Origin of the sequence: uncultured Microscilla sp. (assembly GCF_947493425.1) — a bacterium.
Lineage (GTDB): Bacteria > Bacteroidota > Bacteroidia > Cytophagales > Microscillaceae > Microscilla.
On sequence record NZ_CANLRP010000093.1, the window covers coordinates 1 to 26,602 of the forward strand.

The 26,602-nt window shown below is 41.2% G+C and carries 20 protein-coding genes; 9 read left to right on the forward strand and 11 right to left on the reverse strand.

Annotation, left to right across the window (positions count from 1 at the left end):
• Positions 1–800 precede the first annotated feature (800 nt).
• Both Q0954_RS20905 and Q0954_RS20910 read right to left on the reverse strand, forming a co-directional pair.
• Positions 801–1,607: a hypothetical protein gene (locus tag Q0954_RS20905; RefSeq protein WP_299459906.1), complete on the reverse strand. Its 807-nt coding sequence runs from the start codon at positions 1,605–1,607 to the stop codon at positions 801–803.
• 218 nt (positions 1,608–1,825) lie between these two features.
• On the reverse strand, positions 1,826–3,553 hold the full coding sequence (locus Q0954_RS20910) for a hypothetical protein (RefSeq protein ID WP_299459909.1): 1,728 nt from the start codon (positions 3,551–3,553) through the stop codon (positions 1,826–1,828).
• A gap of 530 nt (positions 3,554–4,083) precedes the next feature.
• On the opposite strand from Q0954_RS20910, the gene Q0954_RS20915 reads away from it, so the two are divergent.
• From Q0954_RS20915 to Q0954_RS20945, 7 genes are all read left to right on the forward strand, one after another.
• Positions 4,084–4,221 (forward strand): DUF2256 domain-containing protein, encoded by a 138-nt coding sequence (locus tag Q0954_RS20915; RefSeq protein ID WP_299459911.1) that lies wholly within the window; start codon positions 4,084–4,086, stop codon positions 4,219–4,221.
• 28 nt (positions 4,222–4,249) lie between these two features.
• Positions 4,250–5,731 (forward strand): cryptochrome/photolyase family protein, encoded by a 1,482-nt coding sequence (locus Q0954_RS20920; RefSeq protein WP_299459914.1) that lies wholly within the window; start codon positions 4,250–4,252, stop codon positions 5,729–5,731.
• Between the two features lie 208 nt (positions 5,732–5,939).
• On the forward strand, positions 5,940–7,478 hold the full coding sequence (locus tag Q0954_RS20925; protein WP_299459917.1) for a YifB family Mg chelatase-like AAA ATPase: 1,539 nt from the start codon (positions 5,940–5,942) through the stop codon (positions 7,476–7,478).
• 265 nt (positions 7,479–7,743) lie between these two features.
• Positions 7,744–8,508: a DUF695 domain-containing protein gene (locus tag Q0954_RS20930; protein WP_299459920.1), complete on the forward strand. Its 765-nt coding sequence runs from the start codon at positions 7,744–7,746 to the stop codon at positions 8,506–8,508.
• Between the two features lie 9 nt (positions 8,509–8,517).
• Positions 8,518–9,528 (forward strand): hypothetical protein, encoded by a 1,011-nt coding sequence (locus Q0954_RS20935; RefSeq protein WP_299459923.1) that lies wholly within the window; start codon positions 8,518–8,520, stop codon positions 9,526–9,528.
• Positions 9,529–9,620: 92 nt separating this feature from the next.
• Positions 9,621–10,847, forward strand: coding sequence for a VOC family protein (locus tag Q0954_RS20940; protein ID WP_299459926.1), 1,227 nt, complete (start codon positions 9,621–9,623; stop codon positions 10,845–10,847).
• 280 nt (positions 10,848–11,127) lie between these two features.
• A complete protein-coding gene (locus Q0954_RS20945; RefSeq protein ID WP_299459928.1) occupies positions 11,128–12,063 on the forward strand; it encodes a sterol desaturase family protein in 936 nt (311 codons plus the stop codon).
• A 96-nt stretch (positions 12,064–12,159) separates the two neighbouring features.
• Here the strand turns inward: Q0954_RS20945 and Q0954_RS20950 are convergent, their stop codons facing one another.
• Together Q0954_RS20950 and Q0954_RS20955 are read right to left on the reverse strand one after the other, a co-directional pair.
• On the reverse strand, positions 12,160–12,975 hold the full coding sequence (locus tag Q0954_RS20950; RefSeq protein ID WP_299459931.1) for a DUF4249 domain-containing protein: 816 nt from the start codon (positions 12,973–12,975) through the stop codon (positions 12,160–12,162).
• An 899-nt stretch (positions 12,976–13,874) separates the two neighbouring features.
• Positions 13,875–16,235 (reverse strand): TonB-dependent receptor, encoded by a 2,361-nt coding sequence (locus tag Q0954_RS20955; protein WP_299459933.1) that lies wholly within the window; start codon positions 16,233–16,235, stop codon positions 13,875–13,877.
• Positions 16,236–16,680: 445 nt separating this feature from the next.
• On the opposite strand from Q0954_RS20955, the gene Q0954_RS20960 reads away from it, so the two are divergent.
• Positions 16,681–18,045, forward strand: a complete 1,365-nt coding sequence (locus tag Q0954_RS20960) for a hypothetical protein (protein WP_299459935.1) — start codon at positions 16,681–16,683, stop codon at positions 18,043–18,045.
• Between the two features lie 137 nt (positions 18,046–18,182).
• Here the strand turns inward: Q0954_RS20960 and Q0954_RS20965 are convergent, their stop codons facing one another.
• The 4 genes from Q0954_RS20965 to arsC all read right to left on the reverse strand — a co-directional run bounded on the left by Q0954_RS20965 (position 18,183) and on the right by arsC (position 22,299).
• On the reverse strand, positions 18,183–19,136 hold the full coding sequence (locus Q0954_RS20965; protein WP_299459936.1) for an alpha/beta fold hydrolase: 954 nt from the start codon (positions 19,134–19,136) through the stop codon (positions 18,183–18,185).
• 124 nt (positions 19,137–19,260) lie between these two features.
• On the reverse strand, positions 19,261–20,181 hold the full coding sequence (locus tag Q0954_RS20970) for an AraC family transcriptional regulator (RefSeq protein ID WP_299459938.1): 921 nt from the start codon (positions 20,179–20,181) through the stop codon (positions 19,261–19,263).
• Positions 20,182–20,268: 87 nt separating this feature from the next.
• The gene (nadE, locus tag Q0954_RS20975) at positions 20,269–21,261 is read right to left on the reverse strand and encodes an NAD(+) synthase (RefSeq protein ID WP_299459940.1); all 993 of its coding nucleotides are present in this window, start codon (positions 21,259–21,261) and stop codon (positions 20,269–20,271) included.
• Between the two features lie 693 nt (positions 21,262–21,954).
• Complete coding sequence (arsC, locus tag Q0954_RS20980; protein ID WP_299459942.1) at positions 21,955–22,299, reverse strand: arsenate reductase (glutaredoxin); 345 nt, start codon at positions 22,297–22,299, stop codon at positions 21,955–21,957.
• A gap of 466 nt (positions 22,300–22,765) precedes the next feature.
• Here arsC and Q0954_RS20985 point away from each other — a divergent pair, with 466 nt between their 5' ends.
• Positions 22,766–23,158, forward strand: coding sequence for a hypothetical protein (locus Q0954_RS20985; RefSeq protein ID WP_299459945.1), 393 nt, complete (start codon positions 22,766–22,768; stop codon positions 23,156–23,158).
• A 75-nt stretch (positions 23,159–23,233) separates the two neighbouring features.
• On the opposite strand, the gene Q0954_RS20990 is transcribed toward Q0954_RS20985, so the two are convergent.
• The 3 genes from Q0954_RS20990 to Q0954_RS21000 all read right to left on the reverse strand — a co-directional run bounded on the left by Q0954_RS20990 (position 23,234) and on the right by Q0954_RS21000 (position 26,306).
• Positions 23,234–24,217 (reverse strand): SDR family NAD(P)-dependent oxidoreductase, encoded by a 984-nt coding sequence (locus Q0954_RS20990; protein WP_299459947.1) that lies wholly within the window; start codon positions 24,215–24,217, stop codon positions 23,234–23,236.
• 307 nt (positions 24,218–24,524) lie between these two features.
• Positions 24,525–25,280 carry an SDR family oxidoreductase gene (locus Q0954_RS20995; RefSeq protein ID WP_299459949.1) on the reverse strand — a complete coding sequence of 252 codons (756 nt, stop codon included), beginning with the start codon at positions 25,278–25,280 and terminating at the stop codon, positions 24,525–24,527.
• A 111-nt stretch (positions 25,281–25,391) separates the two neighbouring features.
• Positions 25,392–26,306, reverse strand: coding sequence for an AraC family transcriptional regulator (locus tag Q0954_RS21000; protein WP_299459952.1), 915 nt, complete (start codon positions 26,304–26,306; stop codon positions 25,392–25,394).
• Between the last annotated feature and the right edge of the window lie 296 nt (positions 26,307–26,602).

Consider the following 26,602-nt stretch of genomic DNA (forward strand, 5'->3'; position numbering starts at 1 on the left):
GAATTAGTCCGGAGTTAGTAGTCTGTAGACCATAGTGGCTTCGCCTTCATTCGTATATTAGTCCGGAGTTAGTAGTCAGTAGACCATAGTTGCTTCGCGTAAGTTAATTACGAGTTTGAGAATTACGAATTAGTCCGGAGTTAGTAGTCTGTAGACCATAGTGGCTTCGCCTTCATTCGTATATTAGTCCGGAGTTAGTAGTCTGTAGACCATAGTTGCTTCGCGTAAGTTAATTACGAGTTTGAGAATTACGAATTACGAGTGTACGAAGTCTTGTAATCATCTGATAATAAGTATTTTGCAAGGTTAAAGCGAACAAAAACAAGGTTGTTTTCACTTTTAAAAGGTGTTTTATACGCTCATTTTTGCTCTTTGCTAGGGCGACCACAAGGGTAGCCCCTACAATTAACACCTTGATTTATATGTAAATATCTGTATATCAAGGATTTTAAAAACTTCGTACAATCCTAATTACGAATTACGAATTGGGCGAAGCCATTCGTCTATTAGTCCGGAGTTGGGAGTCGGTAGACCGTAGTCGCTTTGCGTGAATTCGTAATTGATCCATTCGTCTATTAGTCCGGAGTTAGTAGTCTGTAGACCATAGTTGCTTTGCTTTAATTCGTAATTGTCCTATTCGTAATTCGTAATTGATCCATTCGTAATTTAGTCTGTAGACCATAGTGGCTTCGCCTTCATTCGTAATTGAATATTAGTCCGGAGTTGGGAGTCGGTAGACCATAGTCGCTTCGCGTGAATTCGTAATTGACCCATTCGTAATTCCCTCATTCATAATTAATCTATTTAAATATTTTATAACCCACCCAACTACGTTCACCAATGTCAAACAACCATACATAATCATTGGCGTACCCAAACCGGTACTCTTTACTAGTGACAGTGTTTTCGGGCAAATCTATAGTATTGGCAAACTTGTGCGTTTTTTTGTCAAACAAATGCACCTTTTTATTTTTATAGTCAAGCAAGCCTATCTCCATGCCGGGTTTACTTGTATAAATCATGCTGTTGGCGTTCAAGTTGTCGCCATCAGTAGGTAAGCCTATCAGGTAATAACTGCTAATGAGTTGGGCATCTTTACGGCTATACCTATATATTTTTTCATAGCTATAATACAAAATCTCGTCAGCGTCAGGGTCATACACCCCACACGAGTTGCCGTTGGGTTGGTGTAAATCAGCCTTTAGTATCACCTTCAGATCATCGCTTGTAGCATAACCATCTTGGCTGAGTTGTGTTGCGGCAATACCTTTTTTTACGTTGCGTTCCAGTTGCTTGGTTTGAGGGTTCCACCACATGCCACGGGTGCTCATGCCTGCCCTTGCCTGATAAATAGACTTGCCCTGGCTGTCAAATGTTTCAAGTGGATAACGATAGCTACCCGCAATGACCGAGTAATACATTTGCTTGTCGGGGTGATATACCACCGAACTTGCGTTGGAGCCTCGGCTACCTTTGAATGTAAGCTTTAGTGATGCTTTGGGGGCAATATCTACTTTTACTTTTTTGCTGCCTGCCTGGTTTGTTTTGCACTGCCAAAGCAGACACGCAATGCCAAGAAAAAATATCCTCCGGAGGTTTTTTTGCATTGTTTATTGATTTGTAGGTGAATAAGTGCACTTGTTACACTTTTTGTGATTTATTCCTCTTTTAAGCTTTGATGAAAATACACAAATAATAGAAAAACGCCAAAGTAGTTTGGCTTGTTTGAAAAAACTTGGCAATGATTGATTATCGAACTAAAAAAGCCGAATGTTGTTTGTAAACATTCGGCTTTTTTATAGTCTTTTAAAATATAAAGAATGGTTTATGTCTCGTCGTCTTGTTCGGTTGGTTGGTCGCTGTCTTTGGCTTTGTTTTGCAATTTAGACGGGTTGTAAGCCAGGGCGTGGTTGAGGTGTTTGTTAAACATTGTAATAAACTCAGGCAAAAACTCTTTATCCTCTGAAAAATACAAGTTGGCGTTGCCTCGGTCGGTGTCTTCCCAAAACGTAGGACTTGAGCTCTCCAAACGTTTACAGATGGCAATAATGTCTTGCCCCAATGCTTCGGCACCTATGAATTGGTGGTCTTCCAAAATATCTTCAATAATTGCTTCTACCAACGATTTTTTGTCTACTCGTAGGTAATACAATGCCATAGCAATATGGAACAAACGAATATTTTGGTTGAAGCGGCGTTTGTGGTCAAGGTCTTGTTCAAAGCCAGCCAGGTTGTCTATTTGTAAAAATATATCCAGCAATTCTTCTTGCAATGAAATGGGCAATTCATGTTTGCTTACCTCTACCAGTATCTTTTTCATTTCCCAGGTAAACACATCTACCAAAAACGCAAACGAAGGCTCCTTGAGGCTGTGGCGATAAATCTCACTTACATAAATTTTAAGGTAAAAGAAACTCTTTTTGGTGTGTTGCAAAAAGCGTTGGTGTACCATTGCTTTGATAAAGTCGCTATAGTGAAAAATAGCATTGTATAGGTTTCGGGCTTCACCATTACGCAAACCGTGCTTGATGCCAAATCTCAAAAAAGTATTGAACCGAATAATGGTGGCGTTGATGAGTGGGTCGTCTTTTTGCTCAATGGCTGTTTTGCCACAACTGGCAAGCTCTGAGGCGCATAACGATGCCAAGTCAAAAAAATCTTTGTCTAGTAACTTAAGGTAAGCATTGCCAAACAAGCGATACCCTTTTTGTTCGTAAAAAGTACGTTCCTTCTCTATGTCATCAAATTGCCCAGTCATTGTTTTAAACGATACATCGTTGCGGATAGAAGGGCTTATTTTAAAAAAGGTAGGATTGACCTGGTCTTTGATTTTGATGTAAGAGCGGATGGTTTCGCCCATTTTGTTGATTACATCGCCTTTGGGCTCTTTAAAAGACACATACTCTAGCAAATCGTCTAATTGGTTGAGCGATTCGAATAAACGATGTTGATAGCTTGCCACCGTTTTACTGCTTTCGAGCAACGATTGATTGGCAGGATGAATGAGGCGCTCAAGGCGAATCATATTATCGGCAAAAATCTTTTCTATAACGTTACTGGTTTTGGTGTAACGCAATATATACAACACATAAGGAATGGCAAGCAATAGGGCAATGGGTAGCATTACGTAGGTGTTGAGCAGTATGTTGACTTTGTACGCCTGGTTGTTTACCAACTCTATTTGCAAAAACAAGTTATGCACCGAGCCTGAGGTAATGTACCATACATACAATAAACTGGTTTGGTCGCTAATGTAAAGGTCAATCAGTTTAGGGGTGCTTTGCGAAGCAATAGAAATAACAATAATAAGTGTACCCAGCACCAGTCCTAACAAGGTAAGCCATATTTCGGGAGCAAAATCTATGATTAAACGACTTTGCGATTTTAGAAAAGTTTCTAATACCGGAATTTTGTTGGCAGGAATGAAAGTACTAAAGAAAAGATCGGCAAGAAACACACAAAAGAGTACAAACAAAAAGGTGAGCCCTGATTGATATTTTCGGAAGAAACTGTCTAAACCAATAGAAAAATGTAAATATCTGTCGCTTTTCATTTGTGAGATATAGGGAGAAATAGCTTTGTTAAAATGATCAACTACTGAGTGATTTTATCTAAAAGTAGACATTAAAGCAAACATTTGACCTAAATAGTAATTATTAAGTTGCTTTAAAATCTAAGCTTGGATTTCGATTCGTTAAATTAGTTATTATTTGGCTTAATTCAAATAAAAATAAGGCAGTAGCTACACGCTGTTTCTTGCTACCTTGGCTTAAGTTACGATAAATAGGGACAAGTTTGTTGTATCGCTTTGCGTAAGTAAAAGAAATTTAAACTAGTAGGGGCTTTTTACCCTAATTTTTCCTTGGGAATGGTGAGAAATTAAATTACCATTCTTGAGGTAGAGGTTTTGTTTTGAGACGAGGCTATTTTTTGCGCCCATAGCAGCGCTACGGGCAATAAAAATAACGAAGTATCAAGGCGAAAGATCACCTCTCAGAGTGTAAATTTATTTTTGAACAATTCCTTGGTTAATAAACAAAAGGCTTTGACAAATATTTATCGGAACTAAAAAGATAAAATGCCATGAAAAAGCAACATCTACCTGTAAAAGATTGCAAAGTATGCGGTAAACCGTTTACCTGGCGCAAAAAGTGGGCTAAGGTATGGGATGAGGTAAAGTACTGTAGCAAACGTTGTCGGTCTAACCGGGGCAGTAAGTAGCTCTGTTGAAAATAATACCATAGAAGAAATGCGTACAGTCAATATTGTTTTCCCTCATCAATTGTTTGCCCAAAGCCCCTTGCCTTTGCGCCAACATCCAGTGTACATAGTAGAAGAGTGGTTGTTTTTTCGCCAATACCCATTTCACCAACAAAAAATTGCTTTTCATAGAGCCAGCATGCGGTTTTACGCCCATTATTTACAAACTAAAGGTTGCGAGGTGCATTACATTTCTTCTCAGGATGAGTTGTCAGACATTCGCAAGTTAGTGGTATACTTAAAGTCTCAAGGCACACAAGGCATTCAGTGTATAGAGGTTGCCGACAACTGGCTTGAGAAGAGAATAAGGGCTACCTCGGCAGCACAAGGCGTAGAGGTTTGCTTTTGTGCCAATCCGCTTTTTCTGAATACTTTGGAAGATTTAGAAGGTTTTTTCAAGGGTAAAAAGAAGAAGTTCTTTCAAACCAAGTTTTATATCGAAGAACGCAAAAAGCGCCAGATTTTAGTAGAAGAAGACTTGACTCCAGTAGGAGGGAAGTGGAGCTTTGACACTGAAAACCGTAAAAAATACCCTCGCAAAAAAGTACCGCCACCTGTCCGATTTCCTGCCACTAACCCCTTTTATGAAGAAGCCAAACTTTACACCAAACAACACTTTGGTACCAACCCTGGCTTGCTGGGTGATACCCCCTTATATGCCACCAACTTTGCCGACGCTGAGGCTTGGCTTCAGGCATTTTTAACGGAACGATTTGCCGAGTTTGGTACTTACGAAGATGCCATTGTTCAAGAAGAAAGCTTCTTGAACCATAGTGTGTTGACGCCTATGCTCAATGTGGGCTTGCTTACTCCCCAACAAGTGATAGACAAGACGTTGGCCTTTAGCAATGCCCAACAAGTTCCCCTAAATTCTTTAGAAGGTTTTGTGCGGCAAATTATTGGCTGGCGAGAGTTTATAAGAGGGGTATATCAATACAAAGGCTCCGAACAACGCACGAAAAATTATTGGGGCTTTACTCGCAAAATACCTCCTTCGTTTTATGAAGGAACCACTGGAATACCTCCAGTAGATACAACCATTAAAAAAGTACTAAAAACAGGATACTGCCACCACATAGAGCGACTGATGGTATTGGGCAATTTTATGGTATTGTGCGAGTTTGATCCTGATGAGGTGTATCGCTGGTTTATGGAATTGTTTGTTGATGCCTATGATTGGGTAATGGTGCCCAATGTATACGGCATGAGCCAGTTTGCCGATGGAGGGCTAATGTCTACCAAACCCTATATCAGCGGGAGCAACTATTTAATGAAAATGAGCAATTATAAGAAAAGCGACTGGCAAGCCACCTGGGATGCCTTATTTTGGCGGTTTATGTATACTCACCGCAGTTTTTTTCAACAAAACCCTCGCTTGGGCATGTTGGTAAAAAGCTTTGACAAGATGGACGAAGCAAAACAAAAACTTTTATTGAGTACGGCAGAAGGGTTCTTGGGTAAATTAAATTGAGTCATCATTATTTTTATAAAACTTGCCTATAAATTAACAAAAAATTGGTGCTCCAGGCATAATTGCCTCACATCTTGATCAAAATACCCAAGCCTTCGACTTATTTTAAAGGTTTTTTACTAGCTTTAAACTCTCAAGCGGATGTTGAAAAACCGCAGAAAGATTGTAAAGAAAATAATTGCTCACCAACTTTAATAAAGAACCCTCCATGTTAGCCAAAACCTACGGAAGTGCGGTGTATGGTGTCAATGCTTACCTGATCACCATAGAAGTAAACGTAAGCAAGGGAACCAAATACTTTATGGTAGGGCTCCCCGATAATGCAGTAAAAGAAAGCCAACAACGCATAGAAGCTGCCATTAAATACTTGGGTTACAAAATGCCTCGCCAAAAAATAGTGATAAATATGGCGCCCGCCGATATTCGCAAAGAGGGTGCTGCCTATGACTTGCCCATTGCTATGGGAATAATGGCAGCCTCCGGGCAAATCAGCCCTGACTTGTTAGACCAATATGTAATCATGGGTGAGCTGTCGCTCGATGGCAGTTTACGCCCAGTCAAAGGTGTTTTGCCTATAGCTATAGAAGCCCGCCGCCAAGGTTATAAAGGTTTTATTTTACCCAAAATAAATGCTAAAGAAGCCGCCATTGTAAACAATCTGGAGGTTATAGGCATAGAAAGCATGCAAGAGGCCATTGATTTTTCGGAAGGTACTTCTCAGATCAAACCCTTGGAAAGCAACACCCGTGAAGTGTTTTTTGATACGTTGAACGACTACGAGGCAGATTTTGAACACGTACAAGGGCAAGAAAATATCAAACGCGCTCTGGAGATAGCTGCTGCCGGAGGGCATAATGTGATTATGATAGGGCCTCCGGGGGCAGGCAAAACGATGCTTGCCAAACGACTACCATCTATACTGCCTCCGCTCACCCTGCACGAAGCCCTCGAAACTACTAAAATACATTCGGTAGCGGGTAAAATGCCTGCTAACTCAGCCCTGATTTCTATTCGACCTTTTAGATCACCCCACCACACCATCAGCGATGTGGCTTTGGTAGGAGGGGGAGGTATTCCTCAACCGGGCGAAATATCTTTGTCGCATCACGGTGTACTATTCTTAGATGAATTGCCTGAGTTTAAGCGTACCGTGCTAGAGGTATTACGCCAACCTTTGGAAGAGCGTCAGGTAACCATTTCGCGGGCAAAGTTGTCGGTGGATTTCCCTGCCAACTTTATGCTCATTGCCAGCATGAACCCTTGTCCTTGTGGCTATTACAACCACCCCGAAAAAGAGTGCGTGTGTGGTCCTGGAGTGGTACAACGCTACCTCAATAAGGTAAGTGGACCTTTGCTCGACCGTATTGACTTGCATGTAGAGGTAACTCCGGTATCGTTTGACGAAATGACAGCCATGCGCAAGAGCGAAACCAGTGCTGGCATAAGAGAAAGGGTAATAAAGGCACGCGAAATACAAACCGATAGGTTTAAAGACCAAAAAAAGATACATTCCAATGCCATGATGCCCCCTGCGATGGTCAAGCAATTGTGCAGTATTAGTCCAGCAGGAAAAACATTGCTCAAAACGGCGATGGAGCGTTTGGGGCTTTCGGCAAGGGCGTATGATCGTATTTTGAAGGTGTCGCGTACTATTGCCGACCTTGCCCATAGCGAAGAAATAAAGGTAGAACATTTAGCGGAAGCGATTCAATACCGCAGCCTGGATAGGGAAAATTGGGCGGGATAGTTTTTATGATTGTTTTATGGTGATATGACTTTATGGTTCGCGAAGCGGGGCTAAAAATTATCGTCCTAACTACGGACTTCCAACTTTTAACTATGCTTTTTATAAGTTTCTGAAAATCAATGTGATATAAAAGTGTGGTTACCTGTAGAACAGGGTATAGCACCGATATACATCGGTATCTAAGGACTTGAGGCTGTAGAGGTTGCCAACTACGGACTCCTGACTACCAACTATTAACTTTTAAACTAAATAAACAATTATAATAATGGAAGAAGAAGTGCAAGAACATTGGGACTCATACATTGCCAGTTATGAAGAGGGCAAACCAGGGCTCACTACTTTGAGGATGGATTTGATAGAAACTGCGCCAGAGGCAGACTATCCTTTTGCGTTGATTACAGGATTTAATTTTGGTGGCGAACGTGAAGATGGTTTTCCGGAAGAGCGTGACTTGCAGGCGGTGCACGATACCAGTGATGCTATAGTAGGTTTTATGGAGCAAAATTTTGATTGCGTTCATGTGGCTTCGTTTATGTATGACTTTCAGCGCATGGAGTACTTTTACCTGAAGGCAAAGAATAACGTAGAACAAGGGCTCAATAAGTTATACGAAAGCCAACTGCCTGGGTATGAGTGCTACATTAGCATAGAAGAAGACAAAGATTGGGCGTTGTATCAGGAGTTTTTGTTTCCTACCGACGAGATTATGCACCACATGTACGACCAAAAAGTGGTGTTGCACCTGGAAGAAGCCGGAGACAATTTGTTGGCTTCCCGAAGAATTGATCATTGGGTGCTTTTTGCCCATAAGGGCGATTTGGAACGCTTTTCTGATGAGATAGCCAAGCAAGGGTTTAAAGTAGAGGGCACCTCTGAGAGTGACGACAAAGAGTTACCTTTGCAAGTACAGGTATGGCGTAACGATATACCCGAACTAGACACTATCTTTCCGGTAACTTCTGGCTTACGCCAACTTGCCGAAGATTTTAATGGATCGTACGATGGTTGGGAAACTGTAGTAACTAAGTAACAAAAGAAAATGATGAAAGTAGGCGAGCTAAGGGAGAAGTTAGCAAAATATAAAAAAGAAGAGCTGATAAAAATAGCGGCTGAATTTTATAAACAGTTGCCCAAAGCAAAAAAAGAAGCCTTACAGAATTTGATAGAAAACCCCGCCGCCAAGCCCACACCAGTGCTCAAGGTGGGGCTTACTTTGGAGGAGTTAAAAATTGAAACTGAGGCTTTTATTATCAATGCCAAAGAAGGGAATTATATAAAACCCAACCAGATGGTGCCCAAAAAAGATCGAAGTAAGTGGCGCTTTTTGGTAAAACGATTGCATAAAGCCTTGAGCAAACACAACCGCCCCGACAAAGATCTTGGGCTTCAGGCACAATTACTTTCGGGGTTGTATGGGGTGCTTTGCCAAGCAGAAAGCTTGAGCTATTTTACTACCCCATATCCTTTTAGTTCGGTAGGCATCAGCAAAGACAAGTTTTTTGAAAGTATACTGTTTTTGATAGAACTCAACGAGGGTAAAGCGGCTGTAGTAAACAAAGGCATTGAGCTAATGTATACACATAATTTTGGCGGTTATTATGAGTACAAGAGTTTACAAGCGGTATTTGAAGGGTTTTTGACCATTCCTGACCTTAAATATCAGGCTATAGAAAAAACTACACAATTACTAAAAAACAATGGTTTTGCACCGCCCAAAAAAAACTCAAAAAAAAGCTATTACGCTTACAACAGGGAGAAAAAAAATCGGGAAAAGAAAAACAACAATCTTGCTACATTGGGTTTTGCTATGCACATTGGCTTGTTTGAATATGACGAAGCCATTGCCTTTTTTGATCAACACTATTACGAAAATGAAGAAGAGGTGAAGTTATATATATTGGTAAAGCTACTTTTTGATGAAGGACTCAAAGACCAAATCAAGCAACAGCTGAAACAAGCCATCAAGCGGGGTGTTCAACCCCGACAACGTTTGATGGATTTACTAAAAGTAATATTAACTGACGACGCATTGCCTGTTTATTTTGTCTAAAGCATTTGAGTAGATATGCCTTGTCTTTGCGTGGGTAAAATTTAAAAAAACTCTCTTTTTGAGTCTTACCATATTTCTTCTATCTTAACCGCATGCAAAAGTTCATACATTACCTATATTTTGTAGTGGTTGGCTTGGCAGCTTGTCAAAGCTCACCCAAAGATCGAAGCATTGTGGTTGCGTTTGATGTTTATTGCGAAATGGTAGCCAATGATGCCAAGCCAATGAGCCTTCATTACCCAATGGAAAAGACGGCATTGGACAAATGGTGGAAAGAGTTTGTGTTGGTGGCCAAACGATACCCGGTACAACTTTACCGCGAAACAGACTTTCCGGTAACACCACTCTTTCCGGCAAAGTTGACCAAAGGCAAAACAGTGGTGTTGATTTATAAAGGCAAAAGACTGGAGCAATACCAACAACTAAAAGCTGACCTGAAGCGCTATAAAGGCAATGATCCGATAGCAATGGAGGCTTTTGCCCGACGTTTGGGGCGTTTATTGGGCTATAGCCCTCAGGGGGTGAATATGCTATTGAGTAAAAACACTGACTACCGCAACCTGGCTCTTTTGGGGGTAACCCAGCAAGTCACCCACCTGTATTATGAAGATGTAGCTGAAGCTTTACAGTTTTATATCCACACTTTAGGCTTAACCAAAGTAGATTCGGCCAAGTTTTGGATAAGCGCTGATGCTGCCATTGAACTACACCCCCTGAACAAACACCACCCCAAAGGGCAAGCCAAATCTACGGCAGTAGCCTTTCTGACTGATCAATTGCCAGGCTGGTACGCCCACCTACAGGCCAACAAAGTACCCATCAAGTATACTTACAAACCCCAGAAGGGAGGGGCGCATGATGGTTTTGTAGCTATAGACCCTGGAGGGTATTTGTTAGAGTTTGAACAGTTTAAACAACACCCCGAAAACGAATTGTTGATGGCAGTACTTGCCCAGGCTCCCCACAAAACAACTGCCATCAATCAATTAAATTTTTATGGAGCCATCACCTGGACTTACCACCAAGACTTGCTCAAAATGCAGTGTTTTTATGAAGAAATCTTAGGGTATCGTTTGGTAGCCGACCAAGGCTGGACAAAAATTTATCAGACTTCGCCCACTGGTTTTATTGGTTTGGTAGACGAGCAACGGGGGATGGAAGATTATGCCGATACTAAAGCGGTAGAGATAGCCTGGACAGTCAAAAACAACGCTGGTTTTGAGGCTTACGCCCAGCAACGTTTGCTAAGCTATCAGTACCAAAATAATGCTTTTAAAGGGCCAGAAAAATATGTTTATAAGCTTGGCTATGCCAAATAGCTCTATTTACAGGTAGTGGATGAATATTGAAGGTTTTTATAGCTCCTTGGCGAAGCAATTGGTTTGGGTAGGAGCTATCTGATGGCTCACGTGTGCAGTCGCTAAAAGGGGCAGGCATCGTGGTGTTTTGTAAATTTATTTGGTGCAACTGGCACTTATTCAAGAGTTGTTTTTATAAACGCAAATACTTTTACGTATTTTTTGTTATTTAGAATTAGATTAAATAAACTTAAGCCATTGATTTACGGCTAAATGCCTGATTTTTAAACTATTTGATCTAATGCAATCAACATTTCAATCTGTATTTGACCAGATTTCGCCCTTTTTCTTACCCATTGTTTTTACCCTTATTATAGTAGAACTGCTCCTGCTTTGGGTAGGCAAAAAAATAAAACTAAAAAAAGAAAGCTGGGTAAGCCTGCTTTGTTATTCACTGGGAAGCTTGCCCTATTTTTTATTTTTTGCTGTGTTGCAGCTCAAAGTGATGTTTTGGTTTTATGAAAATGCCCGACTATTTACTCTAGGCAATGAGTGGTATGTGTGGGTACTTGCTTTTGTATGTTTCGACTTTGTTTGGTGGGTAGTTCATTTTGCTGCACACAAAGTACGGTTTTTTTGGTGCATTCATGGGGTACACCATACCCCAAAAGAAATGAACATGAGTGTATCTATCAGAGGTTCGGTTTTTGACTTTGTGCAATACATTCACTTGATGATTTGGTTGCCTTTGTTGGGTTTTCACCCTTACATTATTTTTATAATGAATGGTTTATCGCGTATTTATGCTGTGTTTACCCATTTAAACGAGCGGTACCTCAAACACACTCCTTTGCTCGATAAATTTCTGATTACCCCTTCGTTGCATAGGGTACACCATTCGAGCAATCACCTTTATATTGATACCAATTTTGCCAATACATTGTCGATATGGGACAGAATATTTAGAACTTACCAAAGCGAAGTAGCTCAGGTAAAGCCCGTTTTTGGCGTAATGGACAAAGACTTGAACACGGAAAGTGTTTTGAGTAGTCAGTTTGATTTGTGGAAATCGTTGATCAGAGATATAAAAGCCACTCCAAAAATTACTGACAAAATAAAGTATTTGGTCATGCCCCCTGGCTGGCATCCACAAAATAAGGGAAAAACCGCCAAAATTTATAGAGACAGCGCCATGAAAACGCTTGATGCTGCCGATAAAGCCAAAGTGGAGCTTTGAGGCATTGGTAAAAAACAATGCGGTGTATCTAAGACGAGACAATACACCGCATTATACAAACTCCTCAAATCAGAAGTGATTAAACAAAGAGGAATGCTATTTTTCTACAATGACCAAATGTTTGGTTTTGACAGATACCGCACTGAATATGCCCAAGGCACCACTTATATTGCTTGTAGGGTTGGCAGGTGGTGGGCTAAACATGCCTCCGTCGTTAAACAAAAGTTCGTCGAGTGCTCGGTAATACTCATAAGTAGCCTTGGGGATGGCAAGCATCGAAAAACTCACCTTGTCGTTGGGTTTGAGCGCATAAGGTGCTTGAAAACCCTCGATATTCTCTTGAATCCAAGCATCATCTGCCACTGCCAAATCCTCAGGTTTATCACGAATGGTATCATTGATGGTAAAACGCCATTGATAAAAATTTACCTCATCCTGTGGGTCGGTTGCGTACATTTGCAAATAATACCCTGCACCTTTCGACGCATCTCCCTCAAAGTAAGCGGTTTGCTCTACCTTAAAATCCAGCAACTCGTTGGGCATAGTACTTTGGGCGCTATAGGTAGTTTCACCCACGATTACCTTAAGCATATACGTAGTACCTGGCGTGCCCACAAAAGCACTGGTTTGATAGGTGCCAGGCTGTTCAGTATTTTCTTGTAACGTATAAGTGCGGTTGCCATCGCTGATTGTTACCACTGCCCCACTTACTTTGGGTGGTACTTCATTGCCCATATAGTCTCCCGTACGACTCACTTTTACTACATAAGGTTCGGCACGGTCAGTTACCTCCCCCTCAATCACTAGCTGGGGGGCGGCACTGTTCAAATCTACTTCAATTATTTTGGTGCAGCTGGTCAAAACCGTGAATGCCAACACACTATATATCAATTTATTAAGTATTTTTCTCATTGTTTGTTTAGTTAATAGTCGAAATTTAGGTTTTAGCTTTTTTGACTGTTTGTATAGAGCCCTTAGCTTTTAGCCTTTTCTTGAGCTTTGATTGGCTTTTGGCCTTTAGCTTTTTTTTGACTGTTTGTATAGAGCCCTTAGCTTTTAGCCTTTTCTTGAGCTTTGATTGGCTTTTAGCCTTTAGCTTTTTTTTGACTGTTTGTATAGAGCTTTTAGCTTTTTTGTTCTCTGTGTAGCTTTAGCCCTTAGCTTTTAGCCTTTTTTTGACTGTTTGTATAGAGCTTTTAGCTTTTTTGTTCTCTGTGTAGCTTTAGCCCTTAGGTTTTAGCTTTTTTTTGACTGTTTGTATAGAGCTTTTAGCCTTTTTGTTCTCTGTGTAGCTTTAGCCCTTAGCTTTTAGCCTTTTCTTGAGCTTTGATTGGCTTTTGGCCTTTAGCCTTTTCTTGAACTATGATTGGCTTTTAGCCTTTAGCCTTTTCTTGAGCTATGATGGGCTTTTAGCCTTTAGCTTTTTCTTGAACTACGATTGGCTTTTAGCCTTTAGCTTTTTCTTTGAACTATGATTGGCTTTTGGCCTTTAGCTTTTTCTTGAGCTTTGATTGGCTTTTGGCCTTTAGCTTTTTCTTGAGCTATGATTGGCTTTTAGCCTTTAGCTTTTTCTTGAACTACGATTGGCTTTTAGCCTTTAGCCTTTTCTTGAGCTATGATGGGCTTTTAGTCTTTAGCTTTTTTTTGAGCTATGATGGATTTTTAGCCTTTAGCTATCATATTTGCGAATTAGTTAGGAGTTGGTAACCCATAGTTTTAGTTGCGCTTTGCGCTCATTCGTAATTCGTAATTGTTTAACTCGTAATTAACTACGCTTGTGCTCATTCGTAATTCGTAATTAACCCACCGTCTTAAAACTTAAAATTATAAGAGACCGAAGGCATAATGCCAAAGAGGTAAGTCATCTCTGCCTGAGTTTTGCCGGGGGTGTTTTCATCTTCTCTAAACTGGATAGAAAATGGGTTTTTGCGGGCATAGGCATTGTATATAGACAGGTTCCACTCGCCCTGAAACTTCTTGCCAAACAACCGCTTTTGGGGGCGTTTCCAGGTAAGCGATAAGTCCATGCGATGATAGGCAGGCATACGATAACCATTGCGTTCGGTATAATAAGGCACCGTTTTATTGTCGATGATGTAGCGTCCTGCAGGCATTGTTACTGAGGCACCCGTAGCGTAAGTAAAATTAAGCGCCAGGCTCAAACGTGAGCTAAACTCGTGGTTTACAATCAAGTTAAAACTATGACGGCGGTCGTGGCGTGGGGCATACGGGTTGCCATTGTTTATTCCAGCTGCTTTACGTTCTGTTTTTGATAAAGTATAACTCACCCACCCCGTAGTGTTACCTTTGTTTTTGCGCAGCATGAGTTCTACCCCGCTTGCCCAACCTTCGCCAGGGCGTAGCTCTTGCGAAATGGCTTCGTTGAGCAACAAATTGGCATTGTCTCTAAAGTCTATTTGGTTTTGCATCCATTTGTAGTACCCTTCTACCGAAAACTCATACATATTGTCGTAGAAGTTTCTAAAATAACCTATGCCTACCTGATCGGCAATCTGCGGTTTGATGTTTGGGTCGCTCGGAATCCATACATCAGACGGAAACCCTGCCGAGCTATTAGAAGCTAGATGAATGTACTGGCGGGTACGGTTATAAGACACCTTGATAGAGCTACGAGCATTGAGCAAAAGTCGGGCACCCAAACGTGGCTCAAAGCCCATGTAGGTGTTGTACAGTTTGCCACTGCCATAGTGGGTGGTATCGGTTGCCACCGAATTGCCTTGAGCGTCTTGGGTGTAAGTAAAGATACGGTCTTTGCCCATATTAGAAAAAGCTGAAAACCTCAACCCATATTGCAACGATAAAGCGGGGGTGAGCTGATGGTCGATGCTGATATAACCTGCTTGCTCCAGGGCATATTTTTGAGGTACTTCCAGTTTTTTGAAAATAGACGCTCCCTTTGGCTCTAGTTTACCCGGCGAAAACGTGTGGTAAATATTGTGGTAACCAAAATCTACCTGCAACTCTGGGGCAACAAAATAAGAAAAATCAAACTTGCCACTCACATTTTGAAGCTGTGATGTCCACTCAAAATTTTGTACACCTTCGTTTACAAACAACGAATAGTTAAAACGACTGTACAGCAAAGTGGTGCTCATAAACAGGCGTGAGTTAAACACGTGGTTCCAGCGCAAAGTAGAGGTAGCATTGCCCCACGAAAACCCAAAGTTATTGCCTACACTTAGCACGTCTTGCCCAAAGTATCCAGAAAGAAACAAGCGATCGTTTTCGCCCAGTTTTACGTTGGTTTTGGCATTGAGATCATAAAAATACAAACGGTTGTCCTTGATTGCCTTGTCGTCTGACAACCGCAAAAACATATCGGCATAGGTACGCCTGCCCGACACCACAAACGAAGCTTTGTCTTTGGCAATGGGACCTTCCAAGGTCAGGCGACTGGAAATTAACCCGATGCCTCCTGAGCCCGAAAATTGTTTGGAGTTGCCCTCGTTCATTTTAATGTCTACCACCGAAGACAACCGACCTCCGTAGCGGGCAGGCATCCCACCTTTGTATACTTCTACATCTTTGATGGCATCTGAATTAAAAACCGAGAAAAAACCCATCAGGTGTGAAGCATTGTATACCGGCGCTTGGTCGAGCAAAATCAGGTTTTGGTCGGCAGAACCTCCCCTCACAAACAAGCCAGTAGTACCCTCACCCACGCTCTGAATGCCTGGGGTCATTTGTAGTACTTTGATAATGTCGGACTCACCGCCAAAAGTGGGGATAGATTTTATTTGCTTGGCACTGATCTTTTGTACACTCATTTGCATACTTTGCACATTTTTGTCCAGCTTTTCGGCAGTAATTACCACCTCATCGGTTTGTGCTACCTCTTCGGTCAGTTCCAGCGTAAGAGCTTGTTTGGTTTGCAGGTTGATTACTTTGCTTTGGGTAACATAGCCTATGTAGGAGAAACTCACCGTGTATTTGCCTGCAGGCAGGCTCAGCGAATAAAAGCCGTAGGTATTGGTAACTGCCCCTGAGCCCAACTCTTTTACAAAAACAGTGGCACCGATCAAACCTTCGCCAGTTTGGGCGTCTTTGAGGTAACCACTCAGGGTTACTTTGCGACTTTGGGCTTGTGCCTGACTCCATGCCATGAGCCCTATCCAAATAGTGAGCAATAAGAAGAATTTTAAGTTGTTCATTTTGATTGTTGTATAAAATTGTTTGTGTGGTGGTTGCCCATTGTGCACGATGAGCAACTCAGAGATTATGTTGGTATTGCAATACTTGGAATATGTGGGGGAAGACCAGCGTTGATAAATAAGGGTTGCCTTGAGTGACTTTTTTTTATGGAATTAGGCTCTATTTTGAGCGACTGGCTTGCCAATCAGGAGGGTTAATTTGAAGATTTCAAAAATACATTGTTTGTACACAATTGACCTGGTATACAGCGCAGTTAGCATAGGGTTTTTCGGGGTTTTTTATGACCCTATACAAGGTGTGTTGTAAGTTGTTTAATCTTTATAACATTCGTGTGTGATTTTGCGTATGATTTAAAAAAAAACAGCTCATTATTTGGATAAAATGAGCTCATGGAAAATAATCGAATTTCACTGATTCGATAGATCAACTTAAACACAAAGAGATATGAACGAGTTATTTTGGAACCAAATCGTTGCGTTCGATTTTGACAACCCACCTGCCGAATACAGTTTTACACTCAGACTTTCCAAAGAAAACAACTGGACTAAAAACTTTACCCTTGAGGCAATCTTAGAGTACAAAAAGTTTATGTACCTGGCGGCCACCTCCAACAGAATGGTGTCTCCCTCCAAGATTGTAGACATTGTTTGGCATCAACACCTTATTTTCACCCAATCTTACCACAGTTTTTGTCAAATACTGGGCAAAAACGTCCAACACATTCCTTCTACGCACGATAAAAAATATTTTCAGAAATTTCAAGAAGCCGCCAGTCGTACCAAACACCTTTACACCCAAACTTTTGGCAAACAACCCAAAGCATTTTGGACTCATGACGATATGTATGGCAGCCTCAACCTGCGTAAATCAAAAGTAAGTCTATCATCTTTTATATTTTGGGGCGTACTGGCTGTTTTGGTATTTATTTTACCTTTTAGGGTATTGATGGAGCCTATTTACCTCAGCATTGATGGACCAAATTTTATATGGTGCTTTATAATAACCTCTGTATGTACTTTCGGTTTTTTGGAGATGTATAACCAACGAGCCCTCAAAAATATACTTAAAATAGCCGATAAAGACGCTTTCATTCATCAACTTATGCCTTCAGAAGCCATTTACCTCAAAACCCAAAACATAGTCAAGGTAATCAATGGCTTTGTAAGCAAGTTGATAGGTCTTGGAGCCATTCATATTGACTTTGACTATAAAATGAAATTGAATCACAAGTCACACGATAACTCACAGGAACAAACGCAAATAGTAAATGTATTGGAAGATTTGGGTGAAACACATTATCCTTCTCTTTGGCCAATACTTGCCACCAAACCAGTATTTGCCAATACTGCACAGGCAATGGATGAACTAAAGGAGTATGTCATAAATAGTACTAGGTTTAGGGGAGTATTTTATATCAACTTTGCCTTACTTTCGCTATTGACCATGCTGGGAGCAGGCAGACTCATTACTGGATTGTACGCAGAAAAACCAGTTAGATTTTTGGTAGTGTTAGGAGCCATTGTTGTTTACTTTAGTGTAATGTACCTTTACCGACTTTGCCGCTTGATTTTCACAAGTACGGTCAGTAATTACTATAAAAAAATGTTAACCCAACAACCCAGCAAAGAACAAAGGGCATCTTGGAAGTGGGACTATTTTTTAAGAGGAGATGTGGCTTTAGATACTGCTTTTGTTTCTATTGCAGGTTATATAGACAAAAACAGTAACGGAGGCACGGCTTGTGGTACTTCATGCGGTAGCTCTTGCGGAGGTGGTTGTGGCGGAGGCTGTGGTGGTTGTGGTGGGTGAGCCCAGACAATACTTAGATATAACAAAAAGCGACCAAAGTCGCTTTTTGTGCTTTAGTTGAGTACAATGTGTATCAGTCATAGTGGTTGAAATAAGCAATCCAACCACCCTGGCTTATATGGTAACAAAACCTTATTTTACTTCATTTTTTGAGCAAACCATTGAGTAGCTTCAGCCACTGCTTCTTTCATTTCATCGGCTTGGTCGTAATAATTAAATTGATGATAAGGCGACTCCAGGTCGGTGTTCATCCAATGCAGTTTTTTATCGGTGGAAGTGATTTTTGCAAAATAATTTTTAGTGTATTGTGGCAACACTGCACCATCTGAGTGAATCATAAGGGTAGGCACCTTAAGTTGACTTGCCGTAGGCATAGGGTCGGTAGTGAGCCAATCTTCCCACGACATGACCGCAAACTTATCGGCACTCCATTGACTCACGGCCCCTCTTTGGGGGTTGAGGTAATAATCGTAAGCGCCATACATGGCGGCTGTTTCGTCCTCAGTCGAAATAGTGGGTATATACATTATTGTGCCACTTTCGGCGTACGTTTGTTTGGCAGTTTGGGCAGCTTTTATCTTGGTTTTTACTCCTTCTTCGCCTCCATAAAATAGCTTTACTGCTTCGGCATCGTGGAGCCAGGAAGCTACCGTTACTACCGCCTTGATTGTGTGGTCTTCTGCCGCTGCCATCAAGGTATACATTGCCCCAGCGCAAACTCCCAAGGCACCTATGCTTGTTGGGTCTACTTCTGGAAGGCTGTTCAGGTAAGCCACCGCATTTTGTATATCGACCTTCTTTAGGGCTGGACTCTCATAAAAACGAGGCGTTCCTTCGCTTTCGCCAAAGTTTCTGAAATCGAATGCCAAGGTAATAAAGCCTTGCGTTGCCAGTTGTTGTGCATAGCTTCCCGCCATTTGCTCTTTCACTGTAGTCCAGCTGCCCGATACTACAATGGCAGGCCAGGTTTGGGCAGAAGTAAAGTTTGGAGGGTAGTAAAGGTGACCAACCAGTTGGGCACCTTCGCTCTGAAAGCGCACTTTTTTGATGTTTGTCTGGTGGGTGGTGGGTATTGAGTGTACAGTTTTCATATTTCCTTTTTTTGAGTTGCAAATCTGTGATTGCACCGTTTGGAGCCTTCATTACTTTGTTTACCCAAAGTTCTGCAAAAGATCATAAGGAGACTTGGTGATTTCAAACGAAGAAGTATGAATTTCAAAGGTGGGTATTTTGTCGATACTCCAAAGGGGTTTTTCCCGTTCGTTTCTTAAAAAAAGAACTAAAATTATTGGGGCTGTCAAAATACAACGTGTAGGCAATCTCTTTGATGCTCCAGGTGGTTTGGGCAAGGTAAGCCTTTGCCAGCATCAATAGGTGCTGGTGTATATGGTTTAACGCAGTAATACCGGTGAGTTTTTTTACTACGGCGTTCAAGTAGTTGGGGTGTACGTGTAGTTGGTTGGCATAGTAGCTGGTAGAATGCAGGTTGGCAGAGGGGGTAGGAGTAGTGTCTTGATAAAAACTGGTTTGAATAAGGGTTTGGTAACGGGACAATAGCTTCAGGTCTGCTGTCCTGGAGCCAATGCTACTCATTTTGTCGTCTGCTTGCCGTTCAAACAAGCGTTTGACAAGCGATAGCAGAAGATAGACCTGGGCTTCTATAATTTGAAATTTATCAGTTGCTTTGCCATTGTACTCGTTCCAGATGTTTTGATAAATAGATAGGATGACGGGCAATTCGCCAGGGGGTACCTCAAAGGGGATAGATTGCTCTATTTTGAGAAAAGGAAACAGCTTTAGTATTTGTGAAAGAGTGTGAGACTGTGCCACAAAATCCTGGCTAAACATCAAGTAATAGCCTTGCCAGTTGGGTACTATGTTCCACGAAAGAAGCTGGAAGGGAGTATTAAAAAATACAGTGGTTCCTTCCGGAAAATCTGCAAAGTGCCCTGACATTACCTTACCGTCTCCCCCAGCTTTGATCGCAATGGCGTAAAACTCGTGTCGAAACACAGACATTTGGTGGGCTACTGTGGCCATGTTTTCTTCAAAACTTCTAATGTCGAAGTGAGGGTGTTTGGGGGCGCTTATATTGATTCCTTTACAATAGGCTGATATGGTTTTGAAATGCTTCATGGGTGGTTACTTACGTGGTATGATTGATATAATATATAAGAAGCATAGACAGTTCTGTCTAGAGTAGACAAGGCATTGATTGGTCGTCTACCTTGCTTCTAGAGTCACACATTGTTGCCCTTCGTTCAGTACCCTTTTGTGGGCAGATACTTCATATCTTTTCTGCATCAGTCTGGCAAAATCGAGACTTGCCCCGTACTTTGTTTTTATCTCTTCAGGTGTTAACCTTTTTTCAAATAACAAGTAAGCAAAAATGTCTTGTTCTTCGATACTTGCTCCCAGTTCGCCCTCGTGGGTTTGCCCTTCAAAGTAGCCAGTGGTAGGTGGCGTGTCTATGATGATTTGTGGCACATTCAATACCTTAGCCATTTCATAAATATCAATTTTGTACAATTGGTCAAACAAGCCAAAATCGTAAGACAGTGGCGTGCCATATTTGGTGCCATACCCTTGACAAAGTTCGGTTTTGTTGCCTGTGCCCAACACCCTGCCCCTGATTGCCCGCTTAAAATCATACAAAATGGCTACCCTGATACGTGAGCCAAAATTACCGCTTCTGAAACGCTGTTCGGTGTTTTGCATCATGTGGCCAGCATTTAGCTCCAGTTCGGCAATATGGGTCTGGTTCATTGCCTCACGGTGGGCTTGTACAATAGGCGAAATATCGACAATGGTTGGAATGCCTTGATTGTCAACTGCCAGGTTGAGCGCTTCTCTTACCAACTTGGCGTGTGCCAAACTCTGAAAATCATCAGGACGGGCAGGCATCGATACAGCCAGCACATTGGCTTTGCCCACTGCTTTTACGGCAAGGTAAGTAGCCACGGTGCTATCTATGCCCCCCGAAAGTCCCAACATGAGCTTAGGTTTTATTAGGGGAGATTTTTTGTTGTCGAACCGAGAGCGCCCCGATGTAGGATCGGCATCGGGGAACTGTGCCTGAAAGTAATGTTTGATTTGAGTAATGACCTTGTTGGTCAGGGTTGTATACCCAAAGGCGTACCTTTGTTTAATTTCTGCAATAAGCATCAGTACTGTTTGCTGATCTTTGAAGTGTCGATATTGGGGTTCGTTTGCCATTATAATAAAGCATCAAAGGGTTTATTCAATATATTACTTTTGGCAGGGATACGCAATTTTATTTTATGTAAGGAATGGTACCAAAATAAATACACATTCTTAACCTCATCTTTTGAGGCTATACTTTGTTAAAAAATAGCCGAATAGCGATGCTATTAGCCAACCTTCCCTCAAGCTCGCTCAATATCCACTAGGAGCCACAACTGGTATTTAATAATTATAAAGTGATTTTTCTATTAAAAAGTTGTCAATCATTAAACACACTTGTGTAATGATTGATTAGAATATCGGTGAGCCGTTACTTTTTTCTACAGGTAAAAAAGTAACCAAAAAACCCGCAGCTGTAGTTTGTTTTGCCTAAATCTGCTCCACTACGCCGAAACTGCTCAAACTCGCTTCGCTCAAACAGTGATCAGTTTTTACGGCTTCGTTTCACAGATTCTTAACGGCAACAAACTAAGGCTGAGTCTAGCTGACGCAACCGCTATTACTCGATTATTAAAAAACAAATGCCTGTCCTACTGGATATTGCCGTGTCGCGTCTAGCAACAAAATATTTTAGCGTTACTATAGAAGTTTATTTTTACACCATTCCTAAGAACTGAGGTTGCCAAACTTCTTGAAGGAAAAACCTTCAAGAAATTTGGCAACCTTTGACTTATGAGGGAGGTTTTTATTGCTTTCCGTTTTGCTTTATTCAGCCAGCAATTCTTCTACTTTATCAATGGGTCTGCCAATCACTGCTTTGTCGCCCTTTACCACTATGGGGCGTTCTATCAGCTTAGGGTATTGTACCATGACGTCTACCCATTCCTCTTCGCTGAGGTCTTTGTCTTTGAAGTTTTCTTTATAATCTGCTTCTCCCTTTCTTATCAAGTCTTTGGCAGGCATCTGTAGTTTTACCAGCAAATCGGTAAGTTCTTCTTTGGTAGGAGGCGTTTTCAAGTATTCTATGGTTTCAAAATCTACTCCTTTGCTTTGCAACAGTTTCAAGCTGTCCCGGCTTTTCGAGCAGCGGTTGTTATGGTATATTTTCATTTGATAAAGTAGTTTAAATCGTTTTTTGAAAAATTGCATCAAGCTACAAAAGTAAGCAAAAGTTGACTTAGAAATGGTTGAAAAATAAGTTACTTATCTGGTGGTAGGGATTTCTTTTTGAGGCAGTTTTAGCCGTTGGCAGAGATGCAGCTATCAGTTTGCAGGCATAACCTTAGCTACGACGAAAAAAACGCATAGTTCCACTGGAACTGCCGGGGTAACGAAACATCAGGAAGAAAAACCAGAAGGAAAAGTTATTTTCTGCCCATTCCTTCATCGCGTATGAGGTAGCCTTTTGTTAGGGGTATACCCAAATGTTTATTTTTATCAGGAATTATTTTTTGACAAAAAAAAGGGTGCGCCAAGCTACCAAAAGTTAAAATAAACCGCTTTGTTTTTTTCCTGCCAATTTTTATGCTTTTTTGACAGGACTGATATTTTGTGAGAGGACAAAACACCCACACCTATGAATAAACCTGATTTTCAAATTTTTCAGACTTTTTTTAGCCAAGAAGAAGCACAAGCTTTTATTGCTTTTTTCGAAGAAAATAACATTCGCTATATTTTTGACCGCAACTACATCATAGAGCCTAACGCAGAACAGGCGGCGTCTATACTTATCAAACCCGGTGAATCGCTGCAAAACGAATGGGCTTTGAAAATACACTCAGAAGATTTCGCCAAAGCCGATTATTTGCTTCAACAAGAGATCGAAAACATTACCGAAGTGCCCAAAGAACACTACATTCATCAGTTTGACAATAACGAACTGAAAGAAATTGTACAGAATCATGAAGAATGGAACAGGCAAGATGTACATTTTGCCCGGTTGTTGCTAAAACAGCGCGAAAACAGTTAAAACAACAAAAGCCCCTCCATTCAATTTGGACAGGGCTTTTGTTACCAAAGTGATTGGTGTATGCCACCAAAAAAGTTATACCTTAAAAGTACCCACTGCTTTTTCGCACCCTTCCCAGTTGGTGCGTAGGTTGGCTTCATCCAGTAAAAGATCTTCAGGGGTAAGCGCTTCAGGGAAACCTTTCCAACCTTGACCAGAAGGACCAAAGAAATCACCTGGTTTTGCCTGAGGGTCCATTGCTGCTCTGATAATACCCGTAGCGCCGTCTTCGGCCGACTGTGCCATGTTCATCAAGTCAGCCTCACCATCCATTCCTCCTGCTGCCGCACTTGTTACCTGTAGTTTGGTTTTGGCAAGTCCAGGGTGTGCCAATAAAGGAATTACATGGTCGATATTGGCTTCTTCCAGTTTCTTTTTTAGCCCATAAGTAAACGTAGCATTCGCCAACTTGGTTTGGTGATAACGCTCCCAACGTGGTCCCTGAAAATTCATGTTTTGTTCTTCGGTACCATCACCGCCCAAGTCGCCGCCTTTTTTCTCAAAATAGTCATCTACTAAAGGTCCTCCTAAACGAGCCATAGAAGAATGATTGACAATGCGCGCTTTGGAGCTTTTTTTAAGCAAAGGAAATAGCTCTTTGGTAAGCAAGAAGTGCGAAATAACATTGGTTTGCATTTGCACATCATATCCATCTTTAGTGGCTTTGTCCTCCAGTGCCATTACACCCGCGTTGTTTACCAACACATCAAGTACTTCATGTTTAGCCTTGATGGTATCTATGGCGCTGCGTACGCTGTCAAAATCTTGTAAGTCGCAGGTAACTGCCTCGAATTTTCCGTTGGGAACTTCTGTTTGTAGTTGCTTGAGTGCTTGCTCGGCACGTTCGCTTTGGCGGTTGAGCAAAAGTACTTTAGCACCTTTTTTGGCCACTTCGCGGGCGCACACAAAGCCTGTGCCGCTGGTGGTTCCAGTAATGGCGACTACCTTGCCAGTCATATCCTGTGCGTGGTTGTTTAGTACCGTATCCAGGTGTAGAGTTTCTATGGTGTTTGTAATCATCTGTGTTGTTTTTTTAAGTCTAGAATTGAACAATTCAAAGTTTGTAATGAAGATAATGATATACTTATACAAATTCCAGATTGACTAACACAAATTCCAGTAATTTTTGGTTTTAGCGATTTTTTACTTTGATATTTCCTTAGAGCTCATTGGAAGCGACTCGGAACACAACCACTTGCATAAGTTTTTAAAAAACAAAAAAGCCTTATCTAACTCAATAGATAAGGCCTTATGAATAGAATACCAACTCATTGTTGGGTTGGTGCAATGCTATGTAGGTGTTGATTTTTATTTAGCGACGAAAACACTATTTTGTGGTATACCCCCCATTAATCAAGATAGTTTGACCAGTAATCCACCAACTATCGGTAGCCAAGAAAAGCACCAGTGGAGAAATATCTTCTATATTGGTTAACCCGCCAAGGGCAGAAGCCGACTGATGGTATGCTACCGCCTCTGGCGACTCTTGTCCATAAAAGAAAGGGGTGTCCATTGGTCCGGGGGCTACTGCGGTAACTGATATACCACGTGTGCCAAACTCTTTGGAAGCTGCTCTGGTATAATGTTCTACTGGAGCCTTGCCACCAGCATAAGTTGAATATAAGCCCGTGTATGCCCCAAGTAGAGACGTTGCAATAGTGATGATTTTACCATTGTCTTCGAGCTGTTTGCCAGCTTCTTGAATAAAAAAGTAAGCAGACTTACTATTGACGGCTGCCATAGTATCAAACTCTTCTTCTGTGGTTTCAAGAAAAGGTTTTTTTAGTACCATCCCAACCGTATTGATCGCCACATCTATTCGTTCAAACTTGTCTTTTGCTGCCCGAAACAGTGCTTTCATATTATTTACATTGGTCAAGTCGCTCTGTACAAGAATAGCATCACGCCCAAGGTCTTTTACTGCTTGTGCTGTTTTTTCGCTTTCGTTACGAGAGGCATCGCTATTGTAATGAATAACAACATCAGCCCCTTGTTTTGCTACTTCACGGCTTATGAGCCCACCAAGGTTTTTGCCACCACCCGTTATCAGTACTACCTTGTCTTTTAAGTTGATTTTTGCCATAATTATGAAAATATATTGTTGAATTTTCAGCAAAAGTAGTTCTTGTATGTAGTATAGCAGTTGCAAGAATTGCAGGAAGAGTTGTGTAAATAACAGAAGAGAAAAGAAAAACTATAGTTTCAGCCCTTTTCGATAGTTTGAAGGGGACATGCCTGTTTGTTTTTTGAAGAAATTGCTAAAGTGAGCCATTTCGGTGAACCCAAGCAAAAAGGCTATCTCTTTTATAGAATGTGGAGAATGTTTTAAGAGAGCTTTAGCCTGAGATATTGATTTTTCGGCTATCCAGGTGCTTACTGTTTTGCCAGTTTTGCTCTTGATCACTTGATTGAAATAGTTGGTGTTTAAATTTTGTTGAGAAGCGTAATCACTCACTTGAAATAATGTTTCTATTTTTCCTTGCCCAAGGTCTAAGTAATGCTGTTCAATATTTTGTTTGAATGTTTTTACAATGTGCGAGCTTCTGTTGCCTTCTTCTAAGGGTTGGTAGTTTTCCCAAAAAAGCTCTTTTATTTTAAATAAAATAATTGCCAGGTAGTGTCCTACTACCCTGTATTTATAAGGGGAGTCACTATTGTAATCCAAGAAAATTTGCTTGTAAAGCTTTTCTATATCAGAAAAATCTTGGTCTGATAGAGTATGCGGTGGCACAATTTCGGTCAGCAGAAAGAAAAACTCGTCAAAAAAAGCAGGATGAATATAGGTTCTGAAAAACTCTTCTGTTACCGCAATTCGGAAAGCGTCGTTTAGCTCATAAAAAGTATGTGATTTGATATGGCCTGGATTTGCAAAGTATACCGTTTGGTTGCCATACTCAAAAGTTTTGTCATCCATTGTGTAATTACCCTTTCCTTTTTTTATAAATAAGAAGGAATAATAGTTAGCCCGGTATACTTTAGATTGGTGTGGATAAGCAAGAGATAGCTCCTTGAAGTCATTGATGATAAATCCCACATCTTGCTTAACAGACAGGCCATTCTTGCTATATATGTCGGCTATTCCGTTTAAGTATACTATTTTGTTTGACAAGTTTTTATATTAAATTCGGTACACCTTTTTTATTGTATCTCTTTTGTTCGCTTTGGGTTCATCAAAGCCCCCTTGGTTTGGTAAACAAGGACTAAATATAAGGAAAAAAAACAACAATGAGTAATTGAGTTTTGACGTGGGGGCAACGTATGAAATGGTTAGAGAAAAGGTCACAGGAGCATGTAATTTAGGATAGGCAAGCCTGGCGGGTTTTCAGGTTGACACTTTCAAGTGCTTGTCGACAGACTGAAAGGAGGAGAAAAAGCTGGGAGACAAAAACAAAACCCCATCTCAGT